The sequence below is a fragment of the Sphingomonas montanisoli genome (assembly GCF_008274695.1).
GTDB lineage: Bacteria > Pseudomonadota > Alphaproteobacteria > Sphingomonadales > Sphingomonadaceae > Rhizorhabdus > Rhizorhabdus montanisoli.
In genome coordinates, this window is sequence record NZ_VTOU01000005.1 from 97699 (window position 1) to 121877 (window position 24179).

Consider the following 24179-nt stretch of genomic DNA (forward strand, 5'->3'; position numbering starts at 1 on the left):
CCTTGTCGCCCGGTTAGGCGCAGGGATCAAGGCTGGAGCGGCGCTTCCGGAGCGGCGGCCGCGTCGGACGGGGTCGAATCGTCGGCGCGCGGACGGCTAAATCGGCGAAGGCTGCGCGGCTGATCGACGACAGGCGCGACCGGCGACGCCTCAGGCAGCGGCTTGCCCGTCGCGATCGCGGTGACGGCGTCGCGCTTGAGGCTATACGCGCGGACGAGCCGATCAGGTTCGCCGATCGCGGGCAACTCGGCGGTGCCGATCATCACCTTGATCGACTGAGGCCGACCGGTGCGCAGGATCGGGTCGGTCGCTGTTTCGGGCAGGTCGAAGCGCTCGCCGGCCTTCATCACATCCATGTAGTAGGTCGGCCCGCCAGTGCGTTCGGAGATTTTGAGCCAGACGTCCTCGGTCGCTGTAACGCCGATCGGCCCAGTCGGCACTGCCGGCTCCGCCGGTTGGGCGACAGGCGCCACGACAGTGCGCGTGACGGGCGCCGCAGGGGCGGGTCCCGCAGGGCGGCTATTTTCCGGTGTATCGGCCGCAAGTTGGGCGAGATCGCTGCTGTCGCCTTCGAAGCGGAGCAGAAGATAGCCCATGCCCAGCAGCACCGCGACGCCCAGCGCGATCATCGCGAGCAGCTTGGAAGGTACGCGCGAAGGATCGGCGGGTTCATAGGCCTGCGGCTGGAAGGCGGCACGATCGACATCGCCCACCTCGTCGCGGAAAGCACGCGACATCGCATTTCCATCGAGCCCGAGCGTGTTAGCATACGTCTTCACGAAGCCTGCGGCATAGGGAAGTGCCGGCAGTGCTGCGAAATCGCTACGCTCGATCGCGTCGAGATGACGCGCGGGAATGCGGGTACGGCTGGCGATATCTTCGATTTCGATCTTCTGCGCATTGCGCGCGGCGGCGAGTTCATCGCCGACCCGGCGTGCGAACAGCCCAGCTTCGTCTTTGTCGTCGACCGCCATCGAAACTCCTTCACGCCGCCAAGCGCGGCGTCCCCCCGCCAGCGTTTGTCAAAGCCGCGTCCGGAAAAGTCAAACTTTCAGATGTTAACCCGCTGATTCAGACGATTGCGACACCTTCCTGTGCCGCCCAGCCCGCCAGATCGTCGCGCATCGAGCGCGAACGGCGGGTCAGCAATTCTGGCATCAGCGCACGCAACGCACCCGCATCCAGCGACCGGATCATCGCCTTGACGGGCCCGATCGCCGCCGGGGTGATCGACAATCGATCGATACCCAGCCCGATCAACGCCATCGCCTCCAGCGCGCGCCCGCCCATTTCGCCACACACGCCAACAGGCACCCGTGCGTCGATCGCCTGGAGCACCACGCGGTTTACGAAGCGCAGGATCGCGGGCGACAGCCAGTCGTAACGCTCGGCCAGCTTCGGATTGGCGCGATCGGCCGCGAACAGGAACTGGGTCAGGTCGTTGGTGCCGATCGACAGAAAATCGAGCTGTGGCAGGATCATGTCTAGGGTTTCGGCGAGCGCCGGAACCTCCAGCATCGTGCCGTAACGGACGTGGATCGGCGTCGGCCGGTTGCGACCGTGGATCCACTTGCGCTGCGCCTCGAACAGTGCGCGGGCCTCTTCGAACTCCCAGGGTTCGGACACCATGGGGAACATCACGTTGAGCGTGCGTCCCGCCGCCGCCTCCAACAGCGCGCGCGCCTGTACCTTCATCAGCCCGTCGCGTTCCAGCCCGAGCCGGATCGCGCGCCACCCGAGCGCCGGATTCTCCTCATCCTCGTCGGCCTGTCCGCCGTTCAAATAGGGCAAAGCCTTGTCGCCGCCGATGTCGACCGTGCGGAAGATGACGGGACGATCGCCTGCGGCATCGAGCACTTCGCGATATAGTCGTTGCTGGCGCTCGCGCTGCGGCAACGTCGCCGAAACGAGGAACTGAAATTCGGTGCGGAACAGGCCGACACCGTCGGCGCCGGTGACATCGAGCGCCGCCATGTCGTCGCGCAAGCCGGCATTGACCATCAGCTCGATCCGAACACCGTCCTTCGTGATCGCGGGCAGATCGCGCATCGCGGCGAACTCGGCGCGCCGGCGCTGGGTGATCAGGAACTTGGCATCAAAAGCCTCGTCCATCGTCGGCGTCGGCCGTACGATGACATTGCCCGTCGTCCCGTCGAGCAGGATCGCATCCCCTTCCCCGATCGTCCGGCGCACGTCCTTGACGCGGCCGAGCACGGGCACACCCATCGCCCGCGCGACGATGGTCACATGCGCGGTCAGTGAGCCTTCTTCCAGCACGACGCCTTTCAGCCGGCGGCGATCATATTCGAGCAGCTCGGCAGGGCCGAGGTTGCGTGCGATCAGGATCGTGTCCTGCCGCAAGCCCATCTGCGCCGCGGTGCCGAGTTGCCCCGATACGATGCGGAGCAGGCGGTTCGACAGATCCTCCAGATCGTGCATGCGATCGGCGAGCAGCGGATCGCCGATCTCGCGCATCCGCATCCGGGTGCGCTGCTGCACGCGCTCGATCGCTGCTTCGGCGGTCAGGCCGCTGTCGATCGCCTCGTTGATGCGGCGGATCCAGCCTTCGTCATAAGCGAACATCTTGTACATCGCGAGGATGTCCTGATGTTCGCCGCCTGCGCCGAAATCGGCCTCGCGCGTCATCCGCTCGATCTGGTCGCGCATCTTGGCGAAGGCCGAGATGACGCGGTGGCGTTCGACCTCGATATCCTCGGCGACGGTATGTTCGATCTCGATGCGTGGCTGGTGATAGACCGCCTGGCCGCGCGCCATGCCTTCGACCAGCTTGAGCCCGGTCAGACGGACCGGGCTCGTGTCGCGCTGCCCTTTCGTGCCGCCTGGACCGCTCTCGTCGATCAGGCCGGCGCCGGCGATCAATTCCGCAAGAACCATCGCAACTGTCTGAAGCGCTTCCACTTCGACATCATCGAACTTGCGGGTGTCGCTGTGCTGAACGGACAGGACTCCCACCGCCTCCTGGCGGCGGACGATCGGAACGCCGGCAAAACTGTGGTAGAGTTCTTCACCCGTTTCCGGCTTGTAGGCGAAGTCCGGATGGCTGGTCGCTTCCTCGAGATTGAGCGTCTCGACGTCCTCGGCGATCGTGCCGACCAGACCTTCACCCAGCGCCAGCTTCGTGACGTGGACGGCCTCCTGCTTCAACCCGCGGGTCGCGAAGAGTTCCAGCACGCCGTCACGCAGCAGATAGATCGAACACACTTCGGTGTGCAGCGCCTCACCGATAATCTGGACGACCTGGTTGAGCTTCGCCTGCGCGGCGGACCGCGACGCCATGACGTCGTGCAGGCGCGTCAGGATTTCGCGCGCGGCGGAGGTGGCGGTTGCTGGAGCCATGGAGTGATGCGCTAACAGAAAGCGAAGGCGCTTTCCAAGGGTGCGCCTGTCATCATGGACGAAGTTTTCTTGTGGGTCGCCCTATGTTTCCCTCTCCCACGGACGGGAGAGGGTTGATCGTCCGCGATCAGCGCCGCTCGAGCGCGGCCGCGGCTTCGTCCATCAAGGTGCCGATGATTTCGGCCAGCGGCTCCTCCTTCGTGACCATGCCGACCGACTGGCCGGCCATCAGGCTGCCATGTTCGACATCGCCGTCGATCACCGCGCGGCGCAGCGCGCCGGCCCAATAATGTTCGATCTGGAGCTGGGCCTCCATCATCTCGACCTTGCCCTCGTCGAGCAGCTGCGCCACTTCGCGCTGCTTGGCGGTGAACAGCTCCGACGACGAATTCTTGAGCGCCCGCACGGGGATGACCGGCAGGCGCGGGTCGATCTGGACGCTCGCGATCGCATCGCGCGCCGAGGCACGGATGAACGCCTTCTTGAAATTGGGGTGCGCAATCGATTCGGTCGCACAGACGAAGCGGGTGCCAAGCTGTACGCCCGCCGCACCCATCTCCAGATAGCCCGTGATCGCCTCGCCACGCCCGATCCCGCCCGCGACGAACACCGGGAGCTGATCGGCGATGAGCGGCAGCATTTCCTGTGCCAGCACCGAGGTCGATACCGGGCCGATATGGCCGCCCGCCTCCATGCCCTCGATGACCAGCGCGTCGACGCCCGAGCGGATGAGCTTCTTGGCGAGCGCGAGCGCGGGGGCGAAACAGATCACCTTCGCACCCGAAGCCTTGATCTTCTCGATCGCACCGCCCGGCGGCAGACCGCCCGCGAGAACGACATGGCCGACATTGTGCTTCGCGCAGACCTCGATCAGATCGGTGAGCTGCGGGTGCATCGTGATCAGGTTGACGCCGAACGGCCGTTCGGTAAGCGCCTTCGTGCCCGCAATCTCGGCATCGAGCAGCTCCGGGCTCATCGCCCCGCACGCGATCACGCCGAAGCCACCCGCATTAGACATGGCCGAGACGAGGTGACGCTCGCTGACCCAGCTCATCGCTCCGGCAAGGATCGCGACTTCGCTGCCGAAGAATTCGCTGCCGCGCGCCATCAGCGCCTTAAGCCGGTCTTGCCCTTTGGTCATTCGTAAATCCTATCGTTTGGGCCCGCTTAGTCGGCCGAAAGCCCGCCGTCCATTGTTCGCCAGAGCATCGGCGCCAGAGTGGCAAAGTCGGCGCGGTGCCCGACGCCGTCCAGCGGGATCAGCTTCGCACCTGCAGCGGCGGCCGCCTTCAGGCGTCCAGCGTTGCCGAAAGGGACCGTTTCGTCGGCGGTGCCGTGGAGGATCAGCCAAGGCGACGACAGCCGCTGCGCCGCCGCCAGATTGTCGAATTCGTCGGGCAGGAACGGTTTGGCATAATCGGGTGATACTGATTTCAGCCGCGCGAAGGCTCCGAGCGTGACGAGCAGCGCGGGCTTCTGCTTCACCGCCTGATCGATCGCAATCGCACTGCCCAGCGAATAGCCGAAGATCGTCAGCCGCGCGTCCGGCGCCAGTCGCCGCGCGAGCGCGGCGAAGGCATCGCCATCACGAAACAGCCGTTTTTCCTTCGGCACGCCCGGATTGTCGCCGAAGCCGCGATAGTCGGCGATCAGCAGCCCGCGCCCGTCATGGATCAGCGGCTCAGCCATTTTCGCCGCCAGGTCGGCATTGCCGCCGCGGCCGTGGAAGAACAGGATCAGGTCGTTTTTGCCGCCCTGCGCCGGCCAATACCAGCCACGCAGGGTCAATCCGTCGGCGGTATGCGCCGCAACCCGTTCGGGCGCGCGACCGGGCCAGACCGGATCGGCGACAACTCTGCGCGCCGACCCTTGCGTATCGAACACCCGTTCGCGGATCGTCCCCGCGCAGCCCGCGAGCGTCAGCAGCGCGAGAAGCGCCCAAAAACGAACGGCGCCGTTCCCCCGGATTATGGGATCAGGCCGCATCCTCGGCGTCGAGACCATAAGCGGTGTGAAGCGCGCGGACCGCAAGTTCGGTATAATCCTCATGGATCAGCACCGAGACCTTGATCTCCGATGTGGTGATCGCGAGGACGTTGATCTTGCGGTCGGCCAGGGTCGAGAACATCTTCGATGCGACACCCGCATGGCTGCGCATGCCGACGCCGACGACCGAGATCTTGGCGACGTTCGCATCGTGGATCAGCTTGTCATAGCCGATCGCACTGCGCTCACGCTCCAGCGTATCGAGGCTGCGGGCGATTTCGTCCGAAGGCACCGTGAAGGTCACGTCGGTCGAACCCGTATCGTGCGCGACATTCTGCACGATCATGTCGACGTTGATGTTGGCATCGGCCAGCGGCGAGAAAATCGCGGCCACCGCGCCGGGTCGATCGGGAACCGCGGTCAGCGTGACCTTGGTTTCCTTCTTGTCATAAGCGATGCCGGTGATGAGCTGCCGTTCCATCGTGCTTCCTTCAAGTTCGTCTTCGCCCACGATCATTGTGCCGGGCGTGGGATTGCCGGTCGGCTGGTCGAAGGAGGAGAGCACCTGCACCCGCACCTTCTCCTTCATCGCAAGGCCCACCGATCGGGTCTGGAGCACCTTCGCACCGACCGAAGCGAGCTCCAGCATCTCCTCATACGTCACCTTGGCGAGCTTGCGCGCCTTGGGGACGATACGGGGGTCGGTCGTATAGACGCCGTCGACGTCAGTGTAGATGTCGCAGCGATCGGCCTTCATCGCCGCCGCCACCGCGACCGCCGACGTGTCCGATCCGCCGCGACCCAAGGTGGTGATGCGATCATCTTCGGTCAGCCCCTGGAAGCCGGGGATGACCGCGACTTCGCCCGACGCCATCGCGGCGCCGATCGCGTCCGAATTGATCGTCTGTATACGAGCGGAGGCATGCGCGTCGCTGGTGCGGATCGGCAACTGCCACCCCATCCAGCTGCGCGCCTTCACGCCCATCGACTGCAGCGTGATCGCCAGCAGGCCGCTCGTCACCTGTTCGCCCGATGCGACCACGACGTCATATTCGCGCGGATCGTAGAGCGGCGAGGCTTCGCGGCAGAAGTTGACGAGCCGATCGGTATCCCCCGACATTGCCGAGACGACGACCGCCACCTCGTTGCCGAGTTCGACCTCATGCTTGACGCGGTTCGCCACGTTGCGAATTCGGTCGATCCCCGCCATCGAGGTTCCGCCGAATTTCATCACGATGCGCGCCATTGTCGTCCGTCTTCGCTGCGGGTCCGAAAGGACCGGAAAAGCCCTTGGGTCCAAGAGCGCGGCCCTGATAGAGAGGGGGCACCATGAACGCAAGCACCCCACAAATCGCAACGATCGATCCCAAAGAAGCCGCGCATTTTGCGAAACTTGCGGGCGAGTGGTGGGATCCGGCCGGCAGCTCGTCGATGCTCCACAAGCTCAATCCGCCGCGTCTCGCTTATCTGCGCGAGCAGGCAAACCTGCATTGGGGGTTGGATTCGGCATCGCTCAAGCCCTTAAAGGGGCTGCGCGCGCTGGACGTCGGCTGCGGCGCGGGGCTGCTCGCCGAACCGCTAGCGCGGATGGGTGCGGCCGTAACCGCGATCGACGCCGCACCGGAGAATATCGCGGTCGCCAAGGTGCATGCCGAAAATCAGGGTTTGGCGATCGACTATCGCGCATGCGGGGCCGAGGCGCTCGACGCCGAGCCGTTCGATCTCGTCACGTCGATGGAGGTGATCGAGCATGTCACCGATCCCGCCGCCTTCATTGCGGCGCTCGCGCGGCTGCTCGCACCGGGCGGCCTCATGATCCTCTCCACGCCGAACCGAACACCAGCGTCGAAGCTCGCCTTGATCACGGTCGGCGAAGGGCTTGGCATGGTGCCGAAGGGCACGCACGACTGGCGCAAATTCCTGACGCCCGAGGAACTCACCGGGCATGCCAATGCTGTGGGGCTGGAGGTGATCGACCGGCGCGGCCTCGGCTTCTCGATCGCCAAGGGCTTTGCGCTGAGCGAGGATGAGAGCCTCGATTACTTCCTGACGCTCAAGCACGCGACGCTCTGAATCCGTAAGGCGAGGTTCAGTCTCGTCGCTCCATTTCCAAGTCCGTTTGTGTCGAGCGAAGTCTAGACACGTTGACTGGGTGTGTGTGCGGACGTGTCTAGACTTCGCTCGACACGAACGGTGGAGGTGCGGATGAGACTGACGAAATTGATCACTGCCGTTGTCGTCGGCGCTACCCTCACCATCCCCGCCTTTTCCGAAGGCCCTCTGCGCAAGGCGATGCGTGAGCGGATGGCGGCGCGGATGAAGTCCGATCCCGCGCCCGGTGCCGCCGAATATGCCTATGGCGCCGATCCCTCACAAAAGCTCGATCTGTGGACGTCCGAGGGCGCGACCAAACCGACACCGCTCGTCCTGTTCGTCCACGGCGGCGGATGGAAACAGGGGGACAAGACCAATGCCACCGGAGCCGACATGGTCGGGCATCTGACCGGACAGGGCTATGCCGTCGCGTCGATCAACTATCGCCTCGTCCCCGCCGCGACAGTGGAAAAACAGGCGCAGGACGTCGCCGCCGCGATCGCCTGGGCGCGCGACAACGCCGCGAAGATCGGGATAGATCCGACGAAGATCGTCATCATGGGCCACAGCGCGGGCGCGCATCTGGTCGCGCTGGTCGGCACCGATGAGCGCTGGCTGGAGGCGCTGGGGCTGACCGAGGGCGCGGTGCGCGGCGTGATCGCGCTCGACGGCGCCGCCTACGACGTGCCCAGCCAGCTCGATCAGGCCGGCCCGATGATGCGCAACACCTATGAACAGGCGTTCGGGAGCGACATCGCCCGCCAGCGCGCCTTATCGCCTACTACCTACGCCGCCGGGCCGAACGCCCCCACCTTCCTGATCCTCCACATCGACCGCGCCGACGGCAAGGCGCAGTCCGAGGCGCTGGGTGAGGCGCTCGCGAAATCCGGCACGCCAGCGCAAGTGAAGGCAATCGATGGCAAGGGTTTGCGCGGTCACATGGAGATTAACCGCGAACTCGGCCGCGCCGATTACCCCGCAACCGCGATCGTCGACGACTGGCTGAAGACGGTGTTCGGCTAGGCGACGAGCCGCAACCGTTCCCGCATCGCCCAGCGCACGACCATCAAGATCGCGACGGCGGCAAGGCCCGCCGCCAGCCCCAGCCACAGCCCGGTCCCGCGCAACGGCGTGCGGAAAGCCAGGAAGGCGCCCACGCCGATGCCGATTACCCAATAGCCCACCGCCGCGAAAGCCATCGGCACTCGCGTATCGTGCAGCCCGCGCAGCACGCCAGCACCGATCGCCTGCGTGCAATCGACCAGCTGGAACAGCGCCGCGACCATCAGGAAGGAGATGGCGATCCGCACCACATCGGCGTTGGCAGGCGCGGCCACATCGATGAACAGCCCGATCAACTGGCGCGGAAATGCCACCAGCAGGATCGCGGTGACGACCGCGAACGCGAGACCAAGCGCGATCGCGAGCCAGCCTGCGCGTGCCACCGCATCCCCGTCCCCCCGGCCATAGCCCATCCCCACCCGCACCGTAGCCGCCTGCCCGATACCGAGCGGCACCATGAAGCACAAAGCGGCGAGTTGGATCGCGATGGCATGTGCGGCGAGCGAGGCGCGATCGAGCAGCCCCATCAGAAAGGCCGAGGCGTTGAACACCGTGACTTCGAGAGCGAGCGTGACCGCGATCGGCAGGCCCAGGCTCCACAGATAGCGGAAGCGCGGCCAATCCGGCGCCCAGAAGCGGACGAGCAGGCTATAGCGGCGGAACTGCCGATCGGTCAGGATCACCGCAAGCATCGCCGCGAACATGAAGCCGGCGGTGAGGCTGCTTGCCAGCCCCGCGCCGAACAGGCCCATTGCGGGAAAGCCCAGATGGCCGAAGATCAGAACCCAGCCCACCAGCGCGTTGACCGGGATCGCGGCCACCACGATCAGCACGCCCGACATCGGCCGCTCCAGAGCGCCGATATAATTGCGCAGCGCGTAGAACAGCAGATAGGGCAGGAACGCCCATTGCAGTCCGTGCATGATGAGCGCGGCATCGCGCGCCAGCGCAGGCTCCTGCCCCATGAGGATCAGCACATCTTCGCTGTACCAGAGCAGCAGCCACACGGGCAGGCTGATGATCGCGATCGACCACATCGCCTGTCGCATCGTCCGCCGCACGTCGCGTACCGGGTGGATCCGCCTGCCCCGCTCGCTCGCGATCATCGGCGACACGGCTGTCGACAGCCCCATGCCGAACACCATCAGGGCATTGTAGAGATTGAGCGCCAGTGCCCCCGCCCCCACCGCATCGGAGCCGAGCTCGCCAAGCCAGATCAGATCGACCGCCGCAATCGCCGACCAGGCGAGATTGCCGACGATGAGCGGCATCGCGAGCGCGAGCAACGCGCGGGCTTCGAGCGTCCAGGGATTGGTGGCGGTGGTCATGGCCGCCGTCTGCTAGCGGCTGCGCCCCCGAAGGTCGAGCCGGCGGTTCATCCCGCGATCGAGTGAAGCCGTTCGGACAGCGCGGCCGTACGATAGGGCTTCTGCAGGAACACGGTGTCTTGCGGAAGGTCGGGCAGGGTCAGGTGGCCTGAGGTGACGATGACATGCGTCTGTGGCCAGCGCTGGTGGATGAGCGCGGCGAGGCCGAGGCCGTCGATCGATCCGGGCATTTTGATATCGGTGAAGACGACGTCATAGGGCTCGGCTTCGAGCATCTCGACCGCCTCGTCCGCATCGCCGGCTTCGTAGGGATCATGACCGGCGTCGGAAACCACGTCGATCGCCATCATGCGAACGAACAGTTCGTCATCGACGACCAACACTTTCAGTCTTTTGCTCAAGTCCTGCCCCACCACGCCCCACAACCCGGATACAGATCAGTTTTCCCGCATACGGGAAAGCGGCGCGCGGAAGCACGCTTCATAACCAGAAGGGGCGAAACTCTCCTCAACCCGCCTTGTTCCCGATAGCCCTGTGGAAATCAGTCTGGACCCGAAACCTTTGATTTCCGGTACGACGACCGGGGGGCCGCCATGTTCGCGCCATTCGAGGACGAATTCCTCGCCCTTTTCACCCGGCTCGATCCGCCAGCTTATGTCGACGTGGCCGGTTGGAGACGAAAGCGAGCCATATTTCACGGCGTTGGTCGCAAGCTCGTGGACCAGCATCGCGGTGGACAATGCGCCGCGCGGGCCAAGCAGCGTGTCGCAGCCTTTCGCCGTGAAACGGTGCTGGGGCGCATGAAGGTTCATCCCGCCTTCGACGATCAGGTTCATACGCGCGCTGGCCCAGCTTTCGCGCATCAGGATGTCGTGTGCCGAACTCAACGCCAGCAGCCGCGCGTCGAACGCCTCGACGGGCGCGCGATCGGCCACTGACTTGAGCGTCTGATTGGCGATCCCCTGCACCATCGCCAGTGTGTTCTTGAGGCGGTGGCTGAGTTCTTCGTTGAGCAACTGGCGCTCGGCCTCGATCGTCTGCTGAACGACGATGGCCTTGCGATATTCGAGCTGGACTATCACCTGCCGCGCGAGCGCCCTGAGAGTATGCTGCTGCTCCGTGGTAAGGCCTTCGGGGCGGGGCCTGGTGTCGATGACGCACAGCATGCCGATGGCGACCCCCGAAGGCGTGATCAGCGGCGCACCGGCATAGAAGCGAAGATTGGGATCTTGCGTGACGAGCGTGTTAGCGTCGGTGCGGGAATCCGCCGTCAGATCGGGGATGATCAGCAATTCGTCACGCGCCAGACCGAGCGCGCAGACCGACTGGGTTATCGGCGTCTCGCATGCATCGATGCCGACGCGGGCCTTGAACCACTGCCGATCCTTTTCGACCAGGCTGACCAGCGCGATCGGCGTCGCGCAGACATGCGCGGCGATATGCACGATATCGTCGAAATCGGGCTCGGCCGGCGTATCAAGCACGGCGTAATCGCCCAGGGCGTCGAGCCGGGCGTCATCGGTGGGCGAAATTTGCGGCATGTGACCCTGTTATGTTGAGCCTCGCGGAGCCGGAACGCGATGCACTTCCCTCGACATGCCGAACACGACGAGCCGCTTCGATGCACTAGTGGACATTGGATAGCGAACGCCCGATTCAGATGAGTCCCGCCAAGGGACTGCTCGGGTCTGCGTACATGCGCCGCCCCATCCGGCCGGCGCGATACGCCAGGCGCCCACTTTCGACGGCGGCCTTCATCGCAGCGGCCATCATGATGGGATTCTTGGCTTCGGCGATCGCGGTGTTCATCAGGACGCCCGCGCAGCCGAGTTCCATTGCGGCCGAAGCCTCGGATGCGGTGCCGACGCCCGCGTCGACCAGCACGGGAAGCTTGGTGCCCTCCACGATCAGGCGGATCGTGACGCGGTTCTGGATGCCAAGGCCCGATCCGATCGGGGCGCCCAGTGGCATGATCGCAACCGCGCCAGCATCCTCAAGCCGCTTGGCAGCGATCGGATCGTCGACGCAATAGACCATCGGCAGGAAGCCCTCCTTGGCCAATATCTCGGTCGCGCGCAGCGTTTCGACCATGTCCGGATAGAGGGTGCGCGCCTCGCCCAGCACTTCGAGCTTCACCAGATCCCAGCCCCCTGCCTCGCGCGCAAGACGCAGCGTGCGGATCGCGCTTTCGGCGTCGAAGCAGCCGGCGGTGTTGGGCAGATAGGTGATCTTCTTGGGATCGATATAATCCATCAACACCGGCGCGCTGGGATCGGACACGTTGACGCGGCGCACCGCCACCGTGACGATCTCCGCTCCCGACGCTTCGACCGCCGCGGCATTCTGCGCGAAGTCCTTATACTTCCCGGTGCCGACGATCAGGCGCGATCGGAAGGTGCGCCCCGCGACCGTCCAGCTATCGTCATCGACGGCGGGGGCATGGTCGCCGCCCCCGACGAAATGCACGATCTCATAATCGTCGCCATCCTCGACGATCACGTCCTTCAGCGTGGAGCGCGGGACGACCTCCAGATTGCGCTCGACCGCAACCTTGGCGGGATCGAGCCCGAGTTCGAGCGCGAGATCGGCGATGGTGATGCCCGCCAGCACCCGGCGATGCTCCCCGTTGATCCGCACCTGAATCGTGCCGTCCGCGTTCATTGTCGCTCCCGATATTTGCCTTGTCCTGCGCGGCCATATAGGGACCGTGGGTCAGCTATCGCAACGGAAAGGGGTCGCGGCTTTGGCGGATCGTCCGGTCATCTACGTTCTCAACGGCCCCAATCTGAACCTGCTCGGCACGCGCGAGCCCGAAATCTACGGCTCGGACACGCTCGACGACATTGCCGGCCTGCTCGAAGATCGGGCGCGCGAACTGGGCGTCGAGATCGAGATGCGTCAGTCGAACCACGAAGGCCATCTGGTCGACTGGATTCAGGAAGCGAACGCCGAGGGCGCAAAGGCGGTGCTGCTGAACGCCGGCGCCTACACCCACACGTCGATCGCGATCCACGACGCCATAAAGGCCGTTGCGGTCCCCGTGATCGAAGTCCACCTGTCGAACCCACATAAGCGTGACGCCTTCCGTCATGTCAGCTATGTGGGCCAGGCCGCGATGGGAACGGTGGCCGGATTCGGCGCGCTATCCTATCGGCTGGCGCTGGACGCAGCGGCAGGCTTCTGACAGTAGCGCGTCCCAAAGTCGCAACAGTAAAAAGAGACACCATGTCCGAAAAACCCCAGGAAAGCGGCGCAATGCAGGTTGATACCGATCTGGTGCGCCAGCTTGCCGTCCTCCTCGACGACACGAACCTGACGGAGATCGAGGTTCAGGATGGCGAGCGCCGCATCAAGGTGGCGCGCAAGATCGCGGTCGCGGGCGTCGCCCCGGCCTATGCGGCTCCCGCAGCAGCCGCCGCGCCGGCGCCTGTTGCCGCGGCTGTCGCGGTGGCTCCCGCCGAAAATCCCGGTGCGGTGAAGTCGCCTATGGTCGGCACCGTCTATCTCTCCCCGGAACCGGGCGCGAAGCAGTTCTCCAGCGTCGGCGACCGCGTGGCGGCCGGCCAGACCTTGCTGATCGTCGAGGCGATGAAGGTGATGAACGCCATCCCCGCGCCGCGCGCCGGCACCGTCACCGCGATCCTGGTAGAGAACGGTCAGCCGGTCGAATTCGATCAGCCGCTCGTGATCGTCGAGTAATCGATCCGTGGCGATCCAGAAGGTTCTCATTGCCAATCGCGGCGAAATCGCGCTCCGCATTCACCGCGCCTGCCACGAAATGGGCATCCAGACGGTCGCGGTCCATTCGACCGCCGATGCCGATGCGATGCACGTCCGCCTGGCCGATCAGTCGGTCTGCATCGGCCCGCCGCCTGCGGCCGAAAGCTACCTCAACATCCCGAACATCATCGCCGCGGCCGAAATCTCGGGCGCCGATGCGATCCATCCGGGCTACGGCTTCCTGAGCGAGAATGCGCGCTTCGCGGAGATCGTCGAGAGCCACAACCTGATCTGGATCGGGCCGAAGCCCGAACATATCCGGACGATGGGCGACAAGATCGAAGCGAAGCTGACGGCGGCCAAGCTTGGCCTGCCGCTGGTGCCGGGTTCGGACGGCCCGCTGACCTCGGTCGAGGAAGCCAAGGAAGTCGCCGATCGGATCGGCTATCCGGTCATCATCAAGGCCGCTTCGGGCGGCGGCGGGCGCGGCATGAAGGTCGTGACCGAGCCCGATCAGCTCGAAACCCTGATGATGCAGGCGGGGAGCGAGGCGAAGTCGGCATTCGGCGACGCCACCGTCTATATGGAAAAATATCTCGGCGACCCGCGCCACATCGAGTTCCAGGTGTTCGGCGACGGCAATGGCAATGCGATCCATGTCGGCGAGCGCGACTGCTCGCTGCAGCGCCGGCACCAGAAGGTGCTGGAGGAAGCCCCCTCGCCCGTCATCAGCCACGCCCAGCGTAGCGAGATGGGCGAAATCGTTTCGCAGGCGATGGCCGATATGGGCTATCGCGGCGCCGGCACGATCGAGTTCCTCTACGAAGACGGCCAGTTCTACTTCATCGAGATGAACACCCGCCTGCAGGTGGAGCATCCGGTGACCGAGGCGATCACCGGCCTCGATCTCGTCCGCGAACAGATCCGCATCGCCGAGGGCAAGCCGCTTTCGGTCCGCCAGGAGGATCTGGAGTTCCGCGGCCACGCGATCGAATGCCGCATCAACGCCGAGGATTGGAAGACCTTCGCCCCCTCGCCGGGTACGGTGAAGGGCTTCCATGCGCCGGGCGGCATGCATGTCCGCGTCGATAGCGGCATCTACGCCGGCTATCGGATCCCGCCTTATTACGATTCGATGATCGCCAAGCTGATCGTCTATGGCCGCGACCGCGACGGATGCCTCCGGCGCCTGCGCCGCGCGCTGGAGGAATTCGTGATCGACGGCGTCAAGACGACGATCCCGCTCCACCGCGCCCTGCTCGACGACCCGGAGTTCCAGAAGGGCGAATATACGATCAAGTGGCTGGAACAGTGGCTTGAGCGCCAGAGCGAGGCTGCGGAGTGAAGGCGACCATCTGGCACAATCCGCGCTGCTCCAAGTCGCGCGAGGCGCTGGCGATCCTGGAAGGGACGCAGGGCGTCGAGGTGGAGGTCTTCGAATATCTGAAGGCCCCGCCGTCGCGCAGCCAGATTGCAGCGATCTATACCAAGGCCGGGATCACCCCGACGGAGGGTCTGCGCGAGGCCGAGGACGGCGCGAAGGCGCTCAAGGGTGCGTCGGACGATGCTATCCTCGATGCGATGGCGGCCGATCCGATCCTGATCGAACGCCCGCTGGTCGAGACCGACAAGGGCGCTCGGCTGGGTCGGCCGCCGGAGAAGATTAGGGAAATCCTGTAAGGGCGCCCTCGCCCCACACACCTTGTCATTGCGAGCGTAGCGAAGCAATCCAGGCCCGAACCAGGCGAGGTTCGCGACCTTTCTCGCATGCGGGCCTGGATTGCCGCGTCGCCTGCGGCTCCTCGCAATGACGAAGAGAGGCGCTAAGCCACCAGCGCCAGCTTCGGCCCCGTCACCGTCCCAATCCGCGCCGTGACACCCGGCAGCCGCTCGATCCGCGCCACCAGATCCGCGTCAAGATTGAAGTCGCGGCCCAGCAGGACGTCGGCCGTCGCCCCATCAGGCAGCAGCGCCTTCAGCCAGATCTCGCCCCGCCCGCCGCGCTCGACCAAAGCCGCGAGCGCCGGGATCGCCCCAAGCTCCGCCGTCTCGATATCGACGCGCAACCGGATCGACTGCATCGTTTCGTAACTCTGTAGCGAACGGACCGTGACGCGCGGCGTCTCCTCCCCCGCGCGCCAGTCGAGTTCGACGCGAAGCAGCGCACATGCGCCCGCCTTCGCGGCGCCCTCCAGATCGGCCGAGGCATCGTCGTCGAAGCAGGTCGCGATGAACTGCCCGCTCGCATCCGAACAGGTCGCCATCATGTAGCGCTTGCCGCGCGCCGACGTGCGCCAGCGCGCATCCTCGACCAGCGCCGACATCACCGAATTGACCCGCCCGCCATCGACCGGCGCAGGCAGCGCGCACAAGGCCGCATAGCTGCGCGCGCCATTGGCGTCGGCAAGGTGGCGGACGCGATCGGTCGGGTGCGAGGAGAAGTAGAAGCCGAAGCTCTCCTTCTCCGCGCCCATCCGGTCCATCAAGGCCCAGTGGACGCTGCGATCGAGCCGGATCGGCGCGACCCCGCCGCCCATCGCTTCGCCGAACAGGCCACCCTGCCCGCTATTGCGCTGATCGGCGGCGGCGGCGGCGTGTGCGAGAATCGTCTCGGCGGCGGCGAACAGCACCGCACGGTCGCTCTCCAGCGCGTCGAACGCGCCCCCGCCCGCCAGGCTTTCCAACTGGCGGCGGTTGAGCAGGCGCGGGTCGATCCGGTCGGCAAAGTCGTCGAGCGACTTGAACGGACCCTTCTCATTCCGCTCGGCGACCATATCGTCCATCGCCTTCTCGCCCACGCCCTTGAGCGCGCCGAGAGCATAGCGAACTGCGCCGTCCTCGACCGAATATTCGGCCTCGCTATGGTTCACGCAGGGGCCGAGGCACGGAACGCCCATGCGGCGCATATCCTCGACGAAGATCGACAATTTGTCGGTCTGGTGCATGTCGTAGCACATCGACGCCGCGTAGAATTCGGGCTTGTGGTGCGCCTTCAGCCAGGCGGTGTGATAGGCGACGAGAGCATAGGCCGCCGCGTGGCTCTTGTTGAAACCGTAGCCCGCGAATTTGTCGATCAAGTCGAACAGTTCGTTGGCCTTCGCCTCGCTGATCGCCTTGTCGGCACAGCCGGTGACGAAGCGGGCGCGCTGCGCGTCCATCTCGGCCTTGATCTTCTTGCCCATCGCGCGGCGCAGAAGATCGGCCTCGCCGAGCGAGTAGCCGGCCAGCACCTGCGCGGCCTGCATCACCTGTTCCTGATAGACGAAGATCCCGTAGGTTTCGGACAATATGCCTTCGAGCAACGGGTGCGGATATTCGATCGGTTCGCGCCCGTTCTTGCGCGCGCCGAACATCGGGATGTTGTCCATCGGGCCCGGGCGATAGAGCGAGACGAGCGCGATGATGTCTTCGAAACAGGTCGGCCGCACCGCCGCCAGCGTGCGCCGCATCCCTTCGGATTCGAGCTGGAACACGCCGACCGTGTCGCCCTTTTGCAGCAGCTGATAGACCGCCGGATCGTCCCAGGCGAGCGTATCGAGATCGACGGTCACGCCGCGCTTCGCCAGCATCTGCAGCGCCTTCTGCAGCACCGACAGCGTTTTCAGGCCGAGAAAGTCGAACTTCACGAGGCCCGCGCCCTCGACATATTTCATGTCGAACTGGGTGACCGGCATGTCGGAGCGCGGATCGCGATAGAGCGGGACGAGCGCGTCGAGCCGCCGGTCGCCGATCACCACACCCGCCGCGTGGGTCGAACTGTGGCGCGGCAGGCCTTCGAGCTTCATAGCAAGGTCGATCAGGCGGCGGACCTGATCGTCATTGTCATATTCGGCCTTGAATTCCGACACGCCGTTGAGCGAGCGTTCGAGCGTCCACGGATCGGTCGGGTGGTTGGGCACCAGCTTGGCGAGCCGATCGACCTGGCCATAGCTCATCTGCAGCACGCGGCCGGTGTCCTTCAGCACCGCGCGCGCCTTCAGCTTACCGAAGGTGATGATCTGCGCGACCTGATCGCGGCCATATTTCGCCTGGACGTAGCGGATCACTTCGCCCCGCCGCGTTTCGCAGAAGTCGATGTCGAAGTCGGGCATCGACACGCGTTCGGGGTTCAGGAAGCGTTCGAACAGAAGCCCCAGCGCGAGCGGATCGAGATCGGTGATCGTAAGCGACCAGGCGACCACGCTGCCCGCGCCCGAACCGCGTCCCGGGCCGACCGGAATGTCGTTGGTCTTCGCCCATTTTATGAAGTCGGCAACGATCAGGAAGTAGCCCGGAAAGCCCATCTTGATGATGATGTCGGTCTCGAACTCGAGCCGCTTGAAATAAGCGTCGCGATCGACCGGGCCGGTCATCTTGGCGAGCCGCTTCTCCAGTCCCTCGCGCGCGTCGTTGCGCAGCGCCTCCGCCTCGGCGTCGCGATCGCCGGCAAGGCTGGGGAGGATCGGCTTACGATAAGGCGCTGCAAAGGCGCAGCGCTGCGCCACGACCAGCGTGTTCTGGAGCGCCTCGGGCACATCCTCGAACAGCCGCGCCATTTCCGCCGCATCCTTCATCCACAGGTGCGGCGAGGATTTGTTGCGATCGGCGCTCTCCACATAGGATGAGCTGGCGATACAGAGCATCGCATCGTGCGCGGCGAAGAAGTCGGGCTCCGCGAAGCTCGTCGGATTGGTCGCGACCAGCGGAATGTCGCGGGCATAGGCCATGTCGATCAGCGGGCCTTCGGCCTTCTCCTCGGCCTCCTGCTCGCGGCGGACGAGTTCGATGTAGAGCCGACCGGGGAACAGCTTTTCCAGCGCATCGGCATAGGCGTTCGCCGCGTCCACCTGTTCCTCGGCGAGCAGGCGCGTCAAAGCCCCCTCTCCACCCGCCGTCAGCGCGATCAGGCCGTCGGTGAGCCCTTCGAGCTTCGACATGGGAACATGCGCATCCTCATGCACAGGCCGATCGAGATGCGCGGCGGAGACGAGCGCGCACAGATTGTCGTAACCCTTGGCGTCCTGCGCGTAGAGCGCGAGCCAGTCGACGATCAGCCGGTCTATCCCCGGCCGCGCGACAGCAAGCATCGTGCCGACGATCGGCTGCACGCCATTGCCCTTGGCCCCGTCGCAAAAAGCCATCGCGCCATAGAGGCCATTGCGATCAGTGATCGCGGCGGCAGGAAAACCGAGCTTCTTCGCCTGCTTCGAAATCGCCTTGGGATCGATCGCGCCTTCCAGCATCGTGAAGGACGAAAAGACGCGCAGCGGGACGAAGGGGTTGAAGGCCATATTCGCAATGTAGGCATCGCGACGCGATTCGACAGCCGTAATGGGACCAGCCGATGACGCGGCTGTGGATAACCTTTCGTCCCAGCCCAAGACTCGTCATTGCGAGAAGCCGCAGGCGAGGAAGCAATCCAGGCCCGCACTCGAGAAGAGGTCGCGAGCCTCTCTCATGCGGGTCTGGATTGCTTCCCTGCGCTCGCAATGACGAGCCTTGGTTGGGGATGACAGCTCTTGTCATGATGATCGGCTAAGCGGACACTTCGTCGTCCCCTCAACCGGAGTCGTCCCACGGCTATCTCACCCCCCACCGGCTTCGATTTCACGTCGGCGGCGACGCGGCCCGGATTGATCTGGGGCCTCGCCTTCGACGACGGCGCGATGCGTCAGGTCGACGATTGTTCGGCGGATGCGGGTACGGGGTTTCGCTGGCTCCACCTCAACCTTGCCAGCCAGCCATCGAAGGACTGGATCGCCGCGCAGGCCGACCTGCCCGCCGATGTCCGCGAACTCCTGCTGTCCCCCGACACCCACCAGCGCGCACTGGTCGATAGCGGGGTGGTCGGTTGCGTGCTGCACGATCTGGAACGCGATTTCGACGATGACGACAGCGTCAATGTCGGTGCGCTCCGCCTCGCCTTCACCGATCGTATGATGATCACCGCGCGGCTGCACCCGCTGCGCTCCGCCGATCTCGTCCGTTCGCGGTTGACGCGCGGCGCGACCGTCGCCGAACCGGCGCAGGCGCTCGATCTGCTGCTCGCCGCGATCGCCGAGGTCGTCGGCGGCATGGCGCGACAGCTGAGCGTCGAGATGCAGCGCGCCGAGGACAAGTTTCTCGCAGGCCACCTGCCCCCGTCCCCCCGTGATCTGATGCTGATCCGCCGGCGCCTCGCCGAACTCCACCGCATGCTCGACGGGATGCATGCGGTGTTCCGTCGGCTCGAGGTCGACGACGAACTGCCGATGACAGTGCTTCCCGCGGTCGAAAAGATATCGCAGCGGTTGCGCGGGCTCGACGGCGACGTGATGGCGATCCAGGGCCAGCTCCGCCTGTTGCGCGACGAACTGGAGGGGCAAGCCGCGCAACGGACCAACCAGAACCTCTACATCCTGTCCATCACGACCGCGCTGATGCTGCCGGCAACGCTCGTCACCGGCATCTTCGGCATGAACACGGGCGGCATGCCCTTGGCACAGGCGGGACATGGCACTCTCGTCGCCACGATGATCGCGCTGGGCGCCGCCGCGGCGACGTTCCTTTTGCTGCGCTGGTCGGGCTTCACGCGCCGCTAAATGCATCACCTGATGATGATCGATCCGATTTGGTGATCGATCCTGTCGATGACACTGTGCACGCAAATCCATTTAGTCGCGAACCCGCCACAGCCTATTCCCATTGAGGGACGAGGAAACAGGAGGGTTCAATGCCAGGGAAGACGATCCATCAGATCCGCTTGATGCTGGGTGTGGCGTGCTGCGCCATCGCGATGCCCGCGATTGCGGCCGAACGGCCCAAGCCCAATACTGCCGCGACCGAGGCCAAGACCGTCGCCGAAAATCCGGTGCCGCCGGTGCCCGAGAAACCGGGCGGCATGACCAACAAGGATTGGTGGCCAACCCGTCTCGATCTCAGCGCGCTGCGCCAGCACGAAACGCAGGCCAACCCCTATGGCGCCGATTTCGACTATGCTCGCGAATTCGCCAGCCTCGATCTCGACGCGGTGAAGGCGGACATCAAGACGGTGCTGCACACGTCGCAGCCGTGGTGGCCTTCGGATTTCGGCAATTACGGCCCCTTCTTCATCCGCATGGCGTGGCATAGCGCGGGCACATACCGCACCGCCGATGGCCGCGGCGGGTCTGACGGCGGCGAGCAGCGCTTCGATCCACTCAACAGCTGGCCGGATAATGTCAGCCTCGACAAGGCCCGCCGCCTGGTGTGGCCGATCAAGCAGAAATATGGGCGCAAGCTCAGCTGGGGCGATCTCATGGTCCTGTCTGGCAATGTCGCGCTGGAGGATATGGGCTTCAGGACGGTGGGCTTCGCCGGTGGCCGCGTCGATGCGTGGCAGCCCGACGTCGTCTATTGGGGCCCGGAAACCAAGATGATGGGCACCGAGCGGTCCAATCCGGACGGCTCGCTCAAGCGCGGCCTCGCCGCTACGACGATGGGCCTGATCTACGTCAATCCCGAAGGACCGAACGCGAACCATGATCCGATCGGCGCCGCCGCCGACATCCGCCGCGCCTTCGGCAACATGGCGATGAGCGATGAAGAGACGCTGGCGCTGATCGCGGGCGGCCACACCTTCGGCAAGGCGCATGGCGCGCACAAGCCCGACGATTGCGTCGGCAAGGAGCCGACCGCGGCAACCACCGAGGAACAGGGCTTCGGCTGGAAGAACAAGTGCGGCAAGGGCAATGCCGAGGACACCGTGACCTCCGGCCTCGAAGGCGCATGGACCTCCGCCCCGACGCGCTTCACCTCGCAGTACATCGACAATCTGCTCAACATCGAATGGGTGAAGACCAAGAGCCCGGCAGGCGCGACCCAGTGGACCCCCAAGGATCCGAGCAAGGCGCCCAAGGTTCCCGACGCGCATATCAAGGGCAAGTTCAACGCCCCGATCATGTTCACGACCGACATCGCGCTGAAGGAGGATCCCGCCTTCCGCAAGGTGATGGAGAACTGGCAGAAGAACCCGCAACTGTTCGCGCAGGCCTTTGCGCGGGCATGGTTCAAACTAACGCACCGCGATCTCGGCCCGCAGGCCCGCTATCTGGGCAAGGACGTGCCGAGCGAGACCTATTCGTGGCAGGATCCGCTGCCCAAGGCGACGCTCGCGCCGCTCGACGATGCGGGCCAGGCCAAGGCCAAGGCTGCGGTCCTCGCATCGGGCATTCCCAATGCGGATCTGATCCGCGCCGCCTGGGCATCGGCATCGACCTTCCGCGGCACCGACATGCGCGGCGGGGCGAATGGCGCGCGCCTGCGGCTCGATCCGCAGCGTAGCTGGGCGGTCAACGATCCGGCCGACCTCGCCAAGACCCTGAAGAAACTCGACGCTGTCCAGAAGGATCTGGCGAAGGGCGGGACGCAGGTGTCGATGGCCGACCTGATCGTGCTGGGCGGTAACGCCGCGATCGAACAGGCCGCCGAGCGTGGCGGGATGAAGGCCAGCGTGCCGTTCACGCCGGGCCGCGTCGATGCGTTGCAGACGCAAACCGACGTCGCGTCCTTCGCCTTTCTCGAGCCCAAGGCCGATGGCTTCCGCAACTATTATAGCGCGAAGGCCGAACTCAGTCCGGCGGACGCTCTGGTCGACAAGGCCGATGCGCTCGACCTGACGGTGCCCGAGATGACCGTGCTGGTCGGCGGCCTGCGCGCGCTCGATGCCAATAGCGGCGGTTCGCAGAACGGTGTGCTGACCGCGCGTCCGGGGACGCTGACGAACGACTTCTTCGTCAACCTGCTGTCGATGGACAATGTCTGGTCGAAATCGGCGACCGCCGGCCTCTATGACGGCAAGGACCGCGCGAGCGGGGCGGCGAAGTGGAAGGCCACCCCGGTCGACCTAATCTTCGGCTCGAACTCCGAACTGCGCGCGGTGGCGGAGGTTTACGCCTCCGACGACAGCAAGCAGAAGTTCGTCGACGATTTCGTCGCGGCCTGGGCCAAGGTGATGAACGCCGATCGCTTCAAGGACTGACGAACACGGAAGGCGGCGCCGTCAGGGCGCCGCCTTTTCCGGCAACGGGAACAGCCCGACGAACCACTCCGCCACCTGCTCGCTCCCCTCGACCCCGATCAGATCGATCGGCGCGCCGCCATAGACGACCGCTGCGATCATCGGCGGCGGCGCGGTGAACACCACGTCCGCCCCCGCCAGATCGCCCCGTCGCGCGGCGAAACCGCCGGGCCCGACGCTCGCGATATAATCCTCGCCATTCAGCCGGAAGCCCACTGTTGCGGCGATCACGCCGACACGCTTCATGTCGATCATCGTCCCGAACGAGAGCAGCAGCGACGCCGCGCTCAGCGGCTTAGACGGATCGTGCCCCGGCGAACGCGCCGCCCAGCGGCCGAGGATTTCGAGGATCGGCTTCGCCTCATACCCCCAGTCGGTCAGTTCATAGACCTGCGCATTGATGGGCGGCGGCAGCTTGCGCTTCGTCACCACGCCCGACGCCTCCAGCCCCTCCAGCCTCTGCGTCAGCACGTTGGCGCTGATGCCCGGAAGTCCGGTTCGCAGGTCGGAAAAGCGGCGCGGGCCGAACATCAGTTCGCGTACCACCAGCAAGGCCCAGCGATCGCCCACCAGATCGAGCCCGTGCGCGGCCCCGCAGGCATCGTCATAAGAACGCTTCGTCGAGTCGGTTACTTTTTCTAACTTCATAGTTGCTAAATATAACTACAGTGCGCTACCCAATCAACCATCGAGTCGAAAGGAGACGGAAAATGGCCCAGATGATCTTCGTGAACCTGCCCGTGACCGACCTCGCCCGGTCGATCGCCTTCTACGAGGCGGTCGGCTTCACGGCGGACCAGCAATTCCGCGACGATCGCGCGCAGATGATGACGCTGAGCGAGACCATCCATGTGATGATCATGACGCACGACCGCTTCGCCGATTTCACGCCCAAGGCGATCCCCGACGCGAAGAAGAGCGCACAGGTTTTGATCTGCACCAGCGCCGACAGCCGCGACGATGTCGACGCGATCATCGGCCGCGCGGCGGCGGCGGGCGCAAAGCTCGATCCCACGCCGCAGCAGGACATGGGCGGCTTCATGTACGGCCGCAGCTACGAAGATCCCGATGGCCACATCTTCGAGGTCATGTGGATGGACGTCGCCGCCGCCACCGCCGCATTCGAGGCGCAGCCCGCCTGATCCCGATCCGAGGAGACCGACGATGAGCAAGATGATCTTCGTCAACCTGCCGGTGGCCGATCTCGCCCGATCGATCGCGTTCTACGAAGCGGTCGGCTTCGTGCGCGACGATCGCTTCTGCGACGGCACCGCGCAGATGATGACGTGGAGCGGGAATATCCACATCATGCTGCTGACCCACGAAAAGTTCGCCAGCTTCACGCCCAAGGCGATTGTCGATGCTCAGGCGAGCGCCCAAGCCTTCTTCGCGCTGAGCGTCGACAGCCGCGCCGAAGTCGATGCGATCGTCGAGCGCGCGGTCGCCGCCGGCGGCACCGCCGATCCGAGTCCCGTGGATGAAATGGGGTTCATGTATGGTCGCGGCTACGAGGATCCCGACGGGCATATGACGGGTATCAACTGGATGGACATGGCGGCCATGACGGCCGCGATGCAGCCCGAGCCGGCCTGAAACATTCGAGGATTGAGGACGGA

Annotated in this window: 21 protein-coding genes; 10 read left to right on the forward strand and 11 right to left on the reverse strand. The window is 65.1% G+C overall.

Annotation, left to right across the window (positions count from 1 at the left end; genetic code table 11):
- Positions 1-26: 26 nt before the first annotated feature.
- The 5 genes from FYJ91_RS18765 to FYJ91_RS18785 form a co-directional block, all read right to left on the reverse strand.
- Complete coding sequence (locus FYJ91_RS18765) at positions 27-974, reverse strand: helix-turn-helix domain-containing protein (protein ID WP_149523862.1); 948 nt, start codon at positions 972-974, stop codon at positions 27-29.
- A gap of 97 nt (positions 975-1071) precedes the next feature.
- Positions 1072-3357, reverse strand: a complete 2286-nt coding sequence (gene ptsP / locus FYJ91_RS18770; protein ID WP_149523863.1) for a phosphoenolpyruvate--protein phosphotransferase — start codon at positions 3355-3357, stop codon at positions 1072-1074.
- 127 nt (positions 3358-3484) lie between these two features.
- Positions 3485-4498 (reverse strand): NAD(P)H-dependent flavin oxidoreductase, encoded by a 1014-nt coding sequence (locus FYJ91_RS18775; RefSeq protein ID WP_149523864.1) that lies wholly within the window; start codon positions 4496-4498, stop codon positions 3485-3487.
- A gap of 26 nt (positions 4499-4524) precedes the next feature.
- Positions 4525-5343, reverse strand: a complete 819-nt coding sequence (locus FYJ91_RS18780) for an alpha/beta hydrolase (RefSeq protein WP_181008588.1) — start codon at positions 5341-5343, stop codon at positions 4525-4527.
- Positions 5333-6589: an aspartate kinase gene (locus tag FYJ91_RS18785; protein ID WP_149523866.1), complete on the reverse strand. Its 1257-nt coding sequence runs from the start codon at positions 6587-6589 to the stop codon at positions 5333-5335. Before FYJ91_RS18785 ends, FYJ91_RS18780 begins: the two co-directional genes overlap by 11 nt.
- Before the next feature lie 83 nt (positions 6590-6672).
- Between FYJ91_RS18785 and ubiG the strand changes: the two genes are divergently transcribed.
- Together ubiG and FYJ91_RS18795 are read left to right on the forward strand one after the other, a co-directional pair.
- On the forward strand, positions 6673-7416 hold the full coding sequence (gene ubiG / locus FYJ91_RS18790; RefSeq protein WP_149523867.1) for a bifunctional 2-polyprenyl-6-hydroxyphenol methylase/3-demethylubiquinol 3-O-methyltransferase UbiG: 744 nt from the start codon (positions 6673-6675) through the stop codon (positions 7414-7416).
- 231 nt (positions 7417-7647) lie between these two features.
- On the forward strand, positions 7648-8460 hold the full coding sequence (locus FYJ91_RS18795; RefSeq protein WP_246152751.1) for an alpha/beta hydrolase: 813 nt from the start codon (positions 7648-7650) through the stop codon (positions 8458-8460).
- On the opposite strand, the gene FYJ91_RS18800 is transcribed toward FYJ91_RS18795, so the two are convergent.
- The 4 genes from FYJ91_RS18800 to thiS all read right to left on the reverse strand — a co-directional run bounded on the left by FYJ91_RS18800 (position 8457) and on the right by thiS (position 12488).
- Positions 8457-9827, reverse strand: coding sequence for an MATE family efflux transporter (locus tag FYJ91_RS18800; RefSeq protein ID WP_149523868.1), 1371 nt, complete (start codon positions 9825-9827; stop codon positions 8457-8459). The two genes, FYJ91_RS18795 and FYJ91_RS18800, sit on opposite strands and share 4 nt — an antisense overlap.
- Positions 9828-9874: 47 nt before the next feature.
- The gene (locus FYJ91_RS18805) at positions 9875-10228 is read right to left on the reverse strand and encodes a response regulator (RefSeq protein WP_246152743.1); all 354 of its coding nucleotides are present in this window, start codon (positions 10226-10228) and stop codon (positions 9875-9877) included.
- Positions 10229-10264: 36 nt separating this feature from the next.
- A complete protein-coding gene (locus FYJ91_RS18810; protein WP_149523870.1) occupies positions 10265-11368 on the reverse strand; it encodes an HWE histidine kinase domain-containing protein in 1104 nt (367 codons plus the stop codon).
- A 115-nt stretch (positions 11369-11483) separates the two neighbouring features.
- Positions 11484-12488: a sulfur carrier protein ThiS gene (gene thiS / locus FYJ91_RS18815; protein WP_149523871.1), complete on the reverse strand. Its 1005-nt coding sequence runs from the start codon at positions 12486-12488 to the stop codon at positions 11484-11486.
- Positions 12489-12570: 82 nt separating this feature from the next.
- Here thiS and aroQ point away from each other — a divergent pair, with 82 nt between their 5' ends.
- The 4 genes from aroQ to arsC are packed head-to-tail and all read left to right on the forward strand — an operon-like array spanning position 12571 to position 15227.
- Entirely contained in the window at positions 12571-13011 is a 441-nt protein-coding gene (gene aroQ, locus FYJ91_RS18820; protein WP_149523872.1) for a type II 3-dehydroquinate dehydratase, read from the forward strand.
- 41 nt (positions 13012-13052) lie between these two features.
- Positions 13053-13526: an acetyl-CoA carboxylase biotin carboxyl carrier protein gene (gene accB / locus FYJ91_RS18825; protein WP_149523873.1), complete on the forward strand. Its 474-nt coding sequence runs from the start codon at positions 13053-13055 to the stop codon at positions 13524-13526.
- A gap of 7 nt (positions 13527-13533) precedes the next feature.
- Positions 13534-14892 carry an acetyl-CoA carboxylase biotin carboxylase subunit gene (gene accC / locus FYJ91_RS18830; RefSeq protein ID WP_149523874.1) on the forward strand — a complete coding sequence of 453 codons (1359 nt, stop codon included), beginning with the start codon at positions 13534-13536 and terminating at the stop codon, positions 14890-14892.
- Positions 14889-15227: an arsenate reductase (glutaredoxin) gene (arsC, locus tag FYJ91_RS18835; protein WP_149523875.1), complete on the forward strand. Its 339-nt coding sequence runs from the start codon at positions 14889-14891 to the stop codon at positions 15225-15227. Before accC ends, arsC begins: the two co-directional genes overlap by 4 nt.
- Positions 15228-15370: 143 nt before the next feature.
- On the opposite strand, the gene dnaE is transcribed toward arsC, so the two are convergent.
- Positions 15371-18817, reverse strand: coding sequence for a DNA polymerase III subunit alpha (dnaE, locus tag FYJ91_RS18840; RefSeq protein ID WP_149523876.1), 3447 nt, complete (start codon positions 18815-18817; stop codon positions 15371-15373).
- A 342-nt stretch (positions 18818-19159) separates the two neighbouring features.
- Here dnaE and FYJ91_RS18845 point away from each other — a divergent pair, with 342 nt between their 5' ends.
- Positions 19160-20107 carry a CorA family divalent cation transporter gene (locus FYJ91_RS18845; RefSeq protein WP_246152745.1) on the forward strand — a complete coding sequence of 316 codons (948 nt, stop codon included), beginning with the start codon at positions 19160-19162 and terminating at the stop codon, positions 20105-20107.
- A gap of 194 nt (positions 20108-20301) precedes the next feature.
- Complete coding sequence (katG, locus tag FYJ91_RS18850; RefSeq protein ID WP_149523954.1) at positions 20302-22524, forward strand: catalase/peroxidase HPI; 2223 nt, start codon at positions 20302-20304, stop codon at positions 22522-22524.
- A 21-nt stretch (positions 22525-22545) separates the two neighbouring features.
- On the opposite strand, the gene FYJ91_RS18855 is transcribed toward katG, so the two are convergent.
- Positions 22546-23211 (reverse strand): winged helix-turn-helix transcriptional regulator, encoded by a 666-nt coding sequence (locus FYJ91_RS18855; protein ID WP_149523877.1) that lies wholly within the window; start codon positions 23209-23211, stop codon positions 22546-22548.
- Positions 23212-23273: 62 nt separating this feature from the next.
- Here FYJ91_RS18855 and FYJ91_RS18860 point away from each other — a divergent pair, with 62 nt between their 5' ends.
- Positions 23274-23705: a VOC family protein gene (locus FYJ91_RS18860; RefSeq protein WP_149523878.1), complete on the forward strand. Its 432-nt coding sequence runs from the start codon at positions 23274-23276 to the stop codon at positions 23703-23705.
- Between the two features lie 22 nt (positions 23706-23727).
- The gene (locus tag FYJ91_RS18865; protein ID WP_149523879.1) at positions 23728-24156 is read left to right on the forward strand and encodes a VOC family protein; all 429 of its coding nucleotides are present in this window, start codon (positions 23728-23730) and stop codon (positions 24154-24156) included.
- Positions 24157-24179: the final 23 nt, after the last annotated feature.

Excerpts from the sequence above, each read along its gene's own strand:
- FYJ91_RS18765 (WP_149523862.1), bottom strand. The coding sequence starts at position 974 with ATGGCGGTCGACGACAAAGACGAAGCTGGGCTGTTCGCACGCCGGGTC.
- FYJ91_RS18780 (WP_181008588.1), bottom strand. The coding sequence starts at position 5,343 with ATGCGGCCTGATCCCATAATCCGGGGGAACGGCGCCGTTCGTTTTTGG.
- ubiG (WP_149523867.1), top strand. The coding sequence starts at position 6,673 with ATGAACGCAAGCACCCCACAAATCGCAACGATCGATCCCAAAGAAGCC.
- FYJ91_RS18800 (WP_149523868.1), bottom strand. The coding sequence starts at position 9,827 with ATGACCACCGCCACCAATCCCTGGACGCTCGAAGCCCGCGCGTTGCTC.
- thiS (WP_149523871.1), bottom strand. The coding sequence starts at position 12,488 with ATGAACGCGGACGGCACGATTCAGGTGCGGATCAACGGGGAGCATCGC.
- FYJ91_RS18775 (WP_149523864.1), bottom strand. The coding sequence starts at position 4,498 with ATGACCAAAGGGCAAGACCGGCTTAAGGCGCTGATGGCGCGCGGCAGC.
- dnaE (WP_149523876.1), bottom strand. The coding sequence starts at position 18,817 with ATGGCCTTCAACCCCTTCGTCCCGCTGCGCGTCTTTTCGTCCTTCACG.
- FYJ91_RS18795 (WP_246152751.1), top strand. The coding sequence starts at position 7,648 with ATGGCGGCGCGGATGAAGTCCGATCCCGCGCCCGGTGCCGCCGAATAT.
- FYJ91_RS18860 (WP_149523878.1), top strand. The coding sequence starts at position 23,274 with ATGGCCCAGATGATCTTCGTGAACCTGCCCGTGACCGACCTCGCCCGG.
- katG (WP_149523954.1), top strand. The coding sequence starts at position 20,302 with ATGCCCGCGATTGCGGCCGAACGGCCCAAGCCCAATACTGCCGCGACC.
- FYJ91_RS18810 (WP_149523870.1), bottom strand. The coding sequence starts at position 11,368 with ATGCCGCAAATTTCGCCCACCGATGACGCCCGGCTCGACGCCCTGGGC.
- accB (WP_149523873.1), top strand. The coding sequence starts at position 13,053 with ATGTCCGAAAAACCCCAGGAAAGCGGCGCAATGCAGGTTGATACCGAT.
- FYJ91_RS18785 (WP_149523866.1), bottom strand. The coding sequence starts at position 6,589 with ATGGCGCGCATCGTGATGAAATTCGGCGGAACCTCGATGGCGGGGATC.
- ptsP (WP_149523863.1), bottom strand. The coding sequence starts at position 3,357 with ATGGCTCCAGCAACCGCCACCTCCGCCGCGCGCGAAATCCTGACGCGC.
- FYJ91_RS18865 (WP_149523879.1), top strand. The coding sequence starts at position 23,728 with ATGAGCAAGATGATCTTCGTCAACCTGCCGGTGGCCGATCTCGCCCGA.
- FYJ91_RS18855 (WP_149523877.1), bottom strand. The coding sequence starts at position 23,211 with ATGAAGTTAGAAAAAGTAACCGACTCGACGAAGCGTTCTTATGACGAT.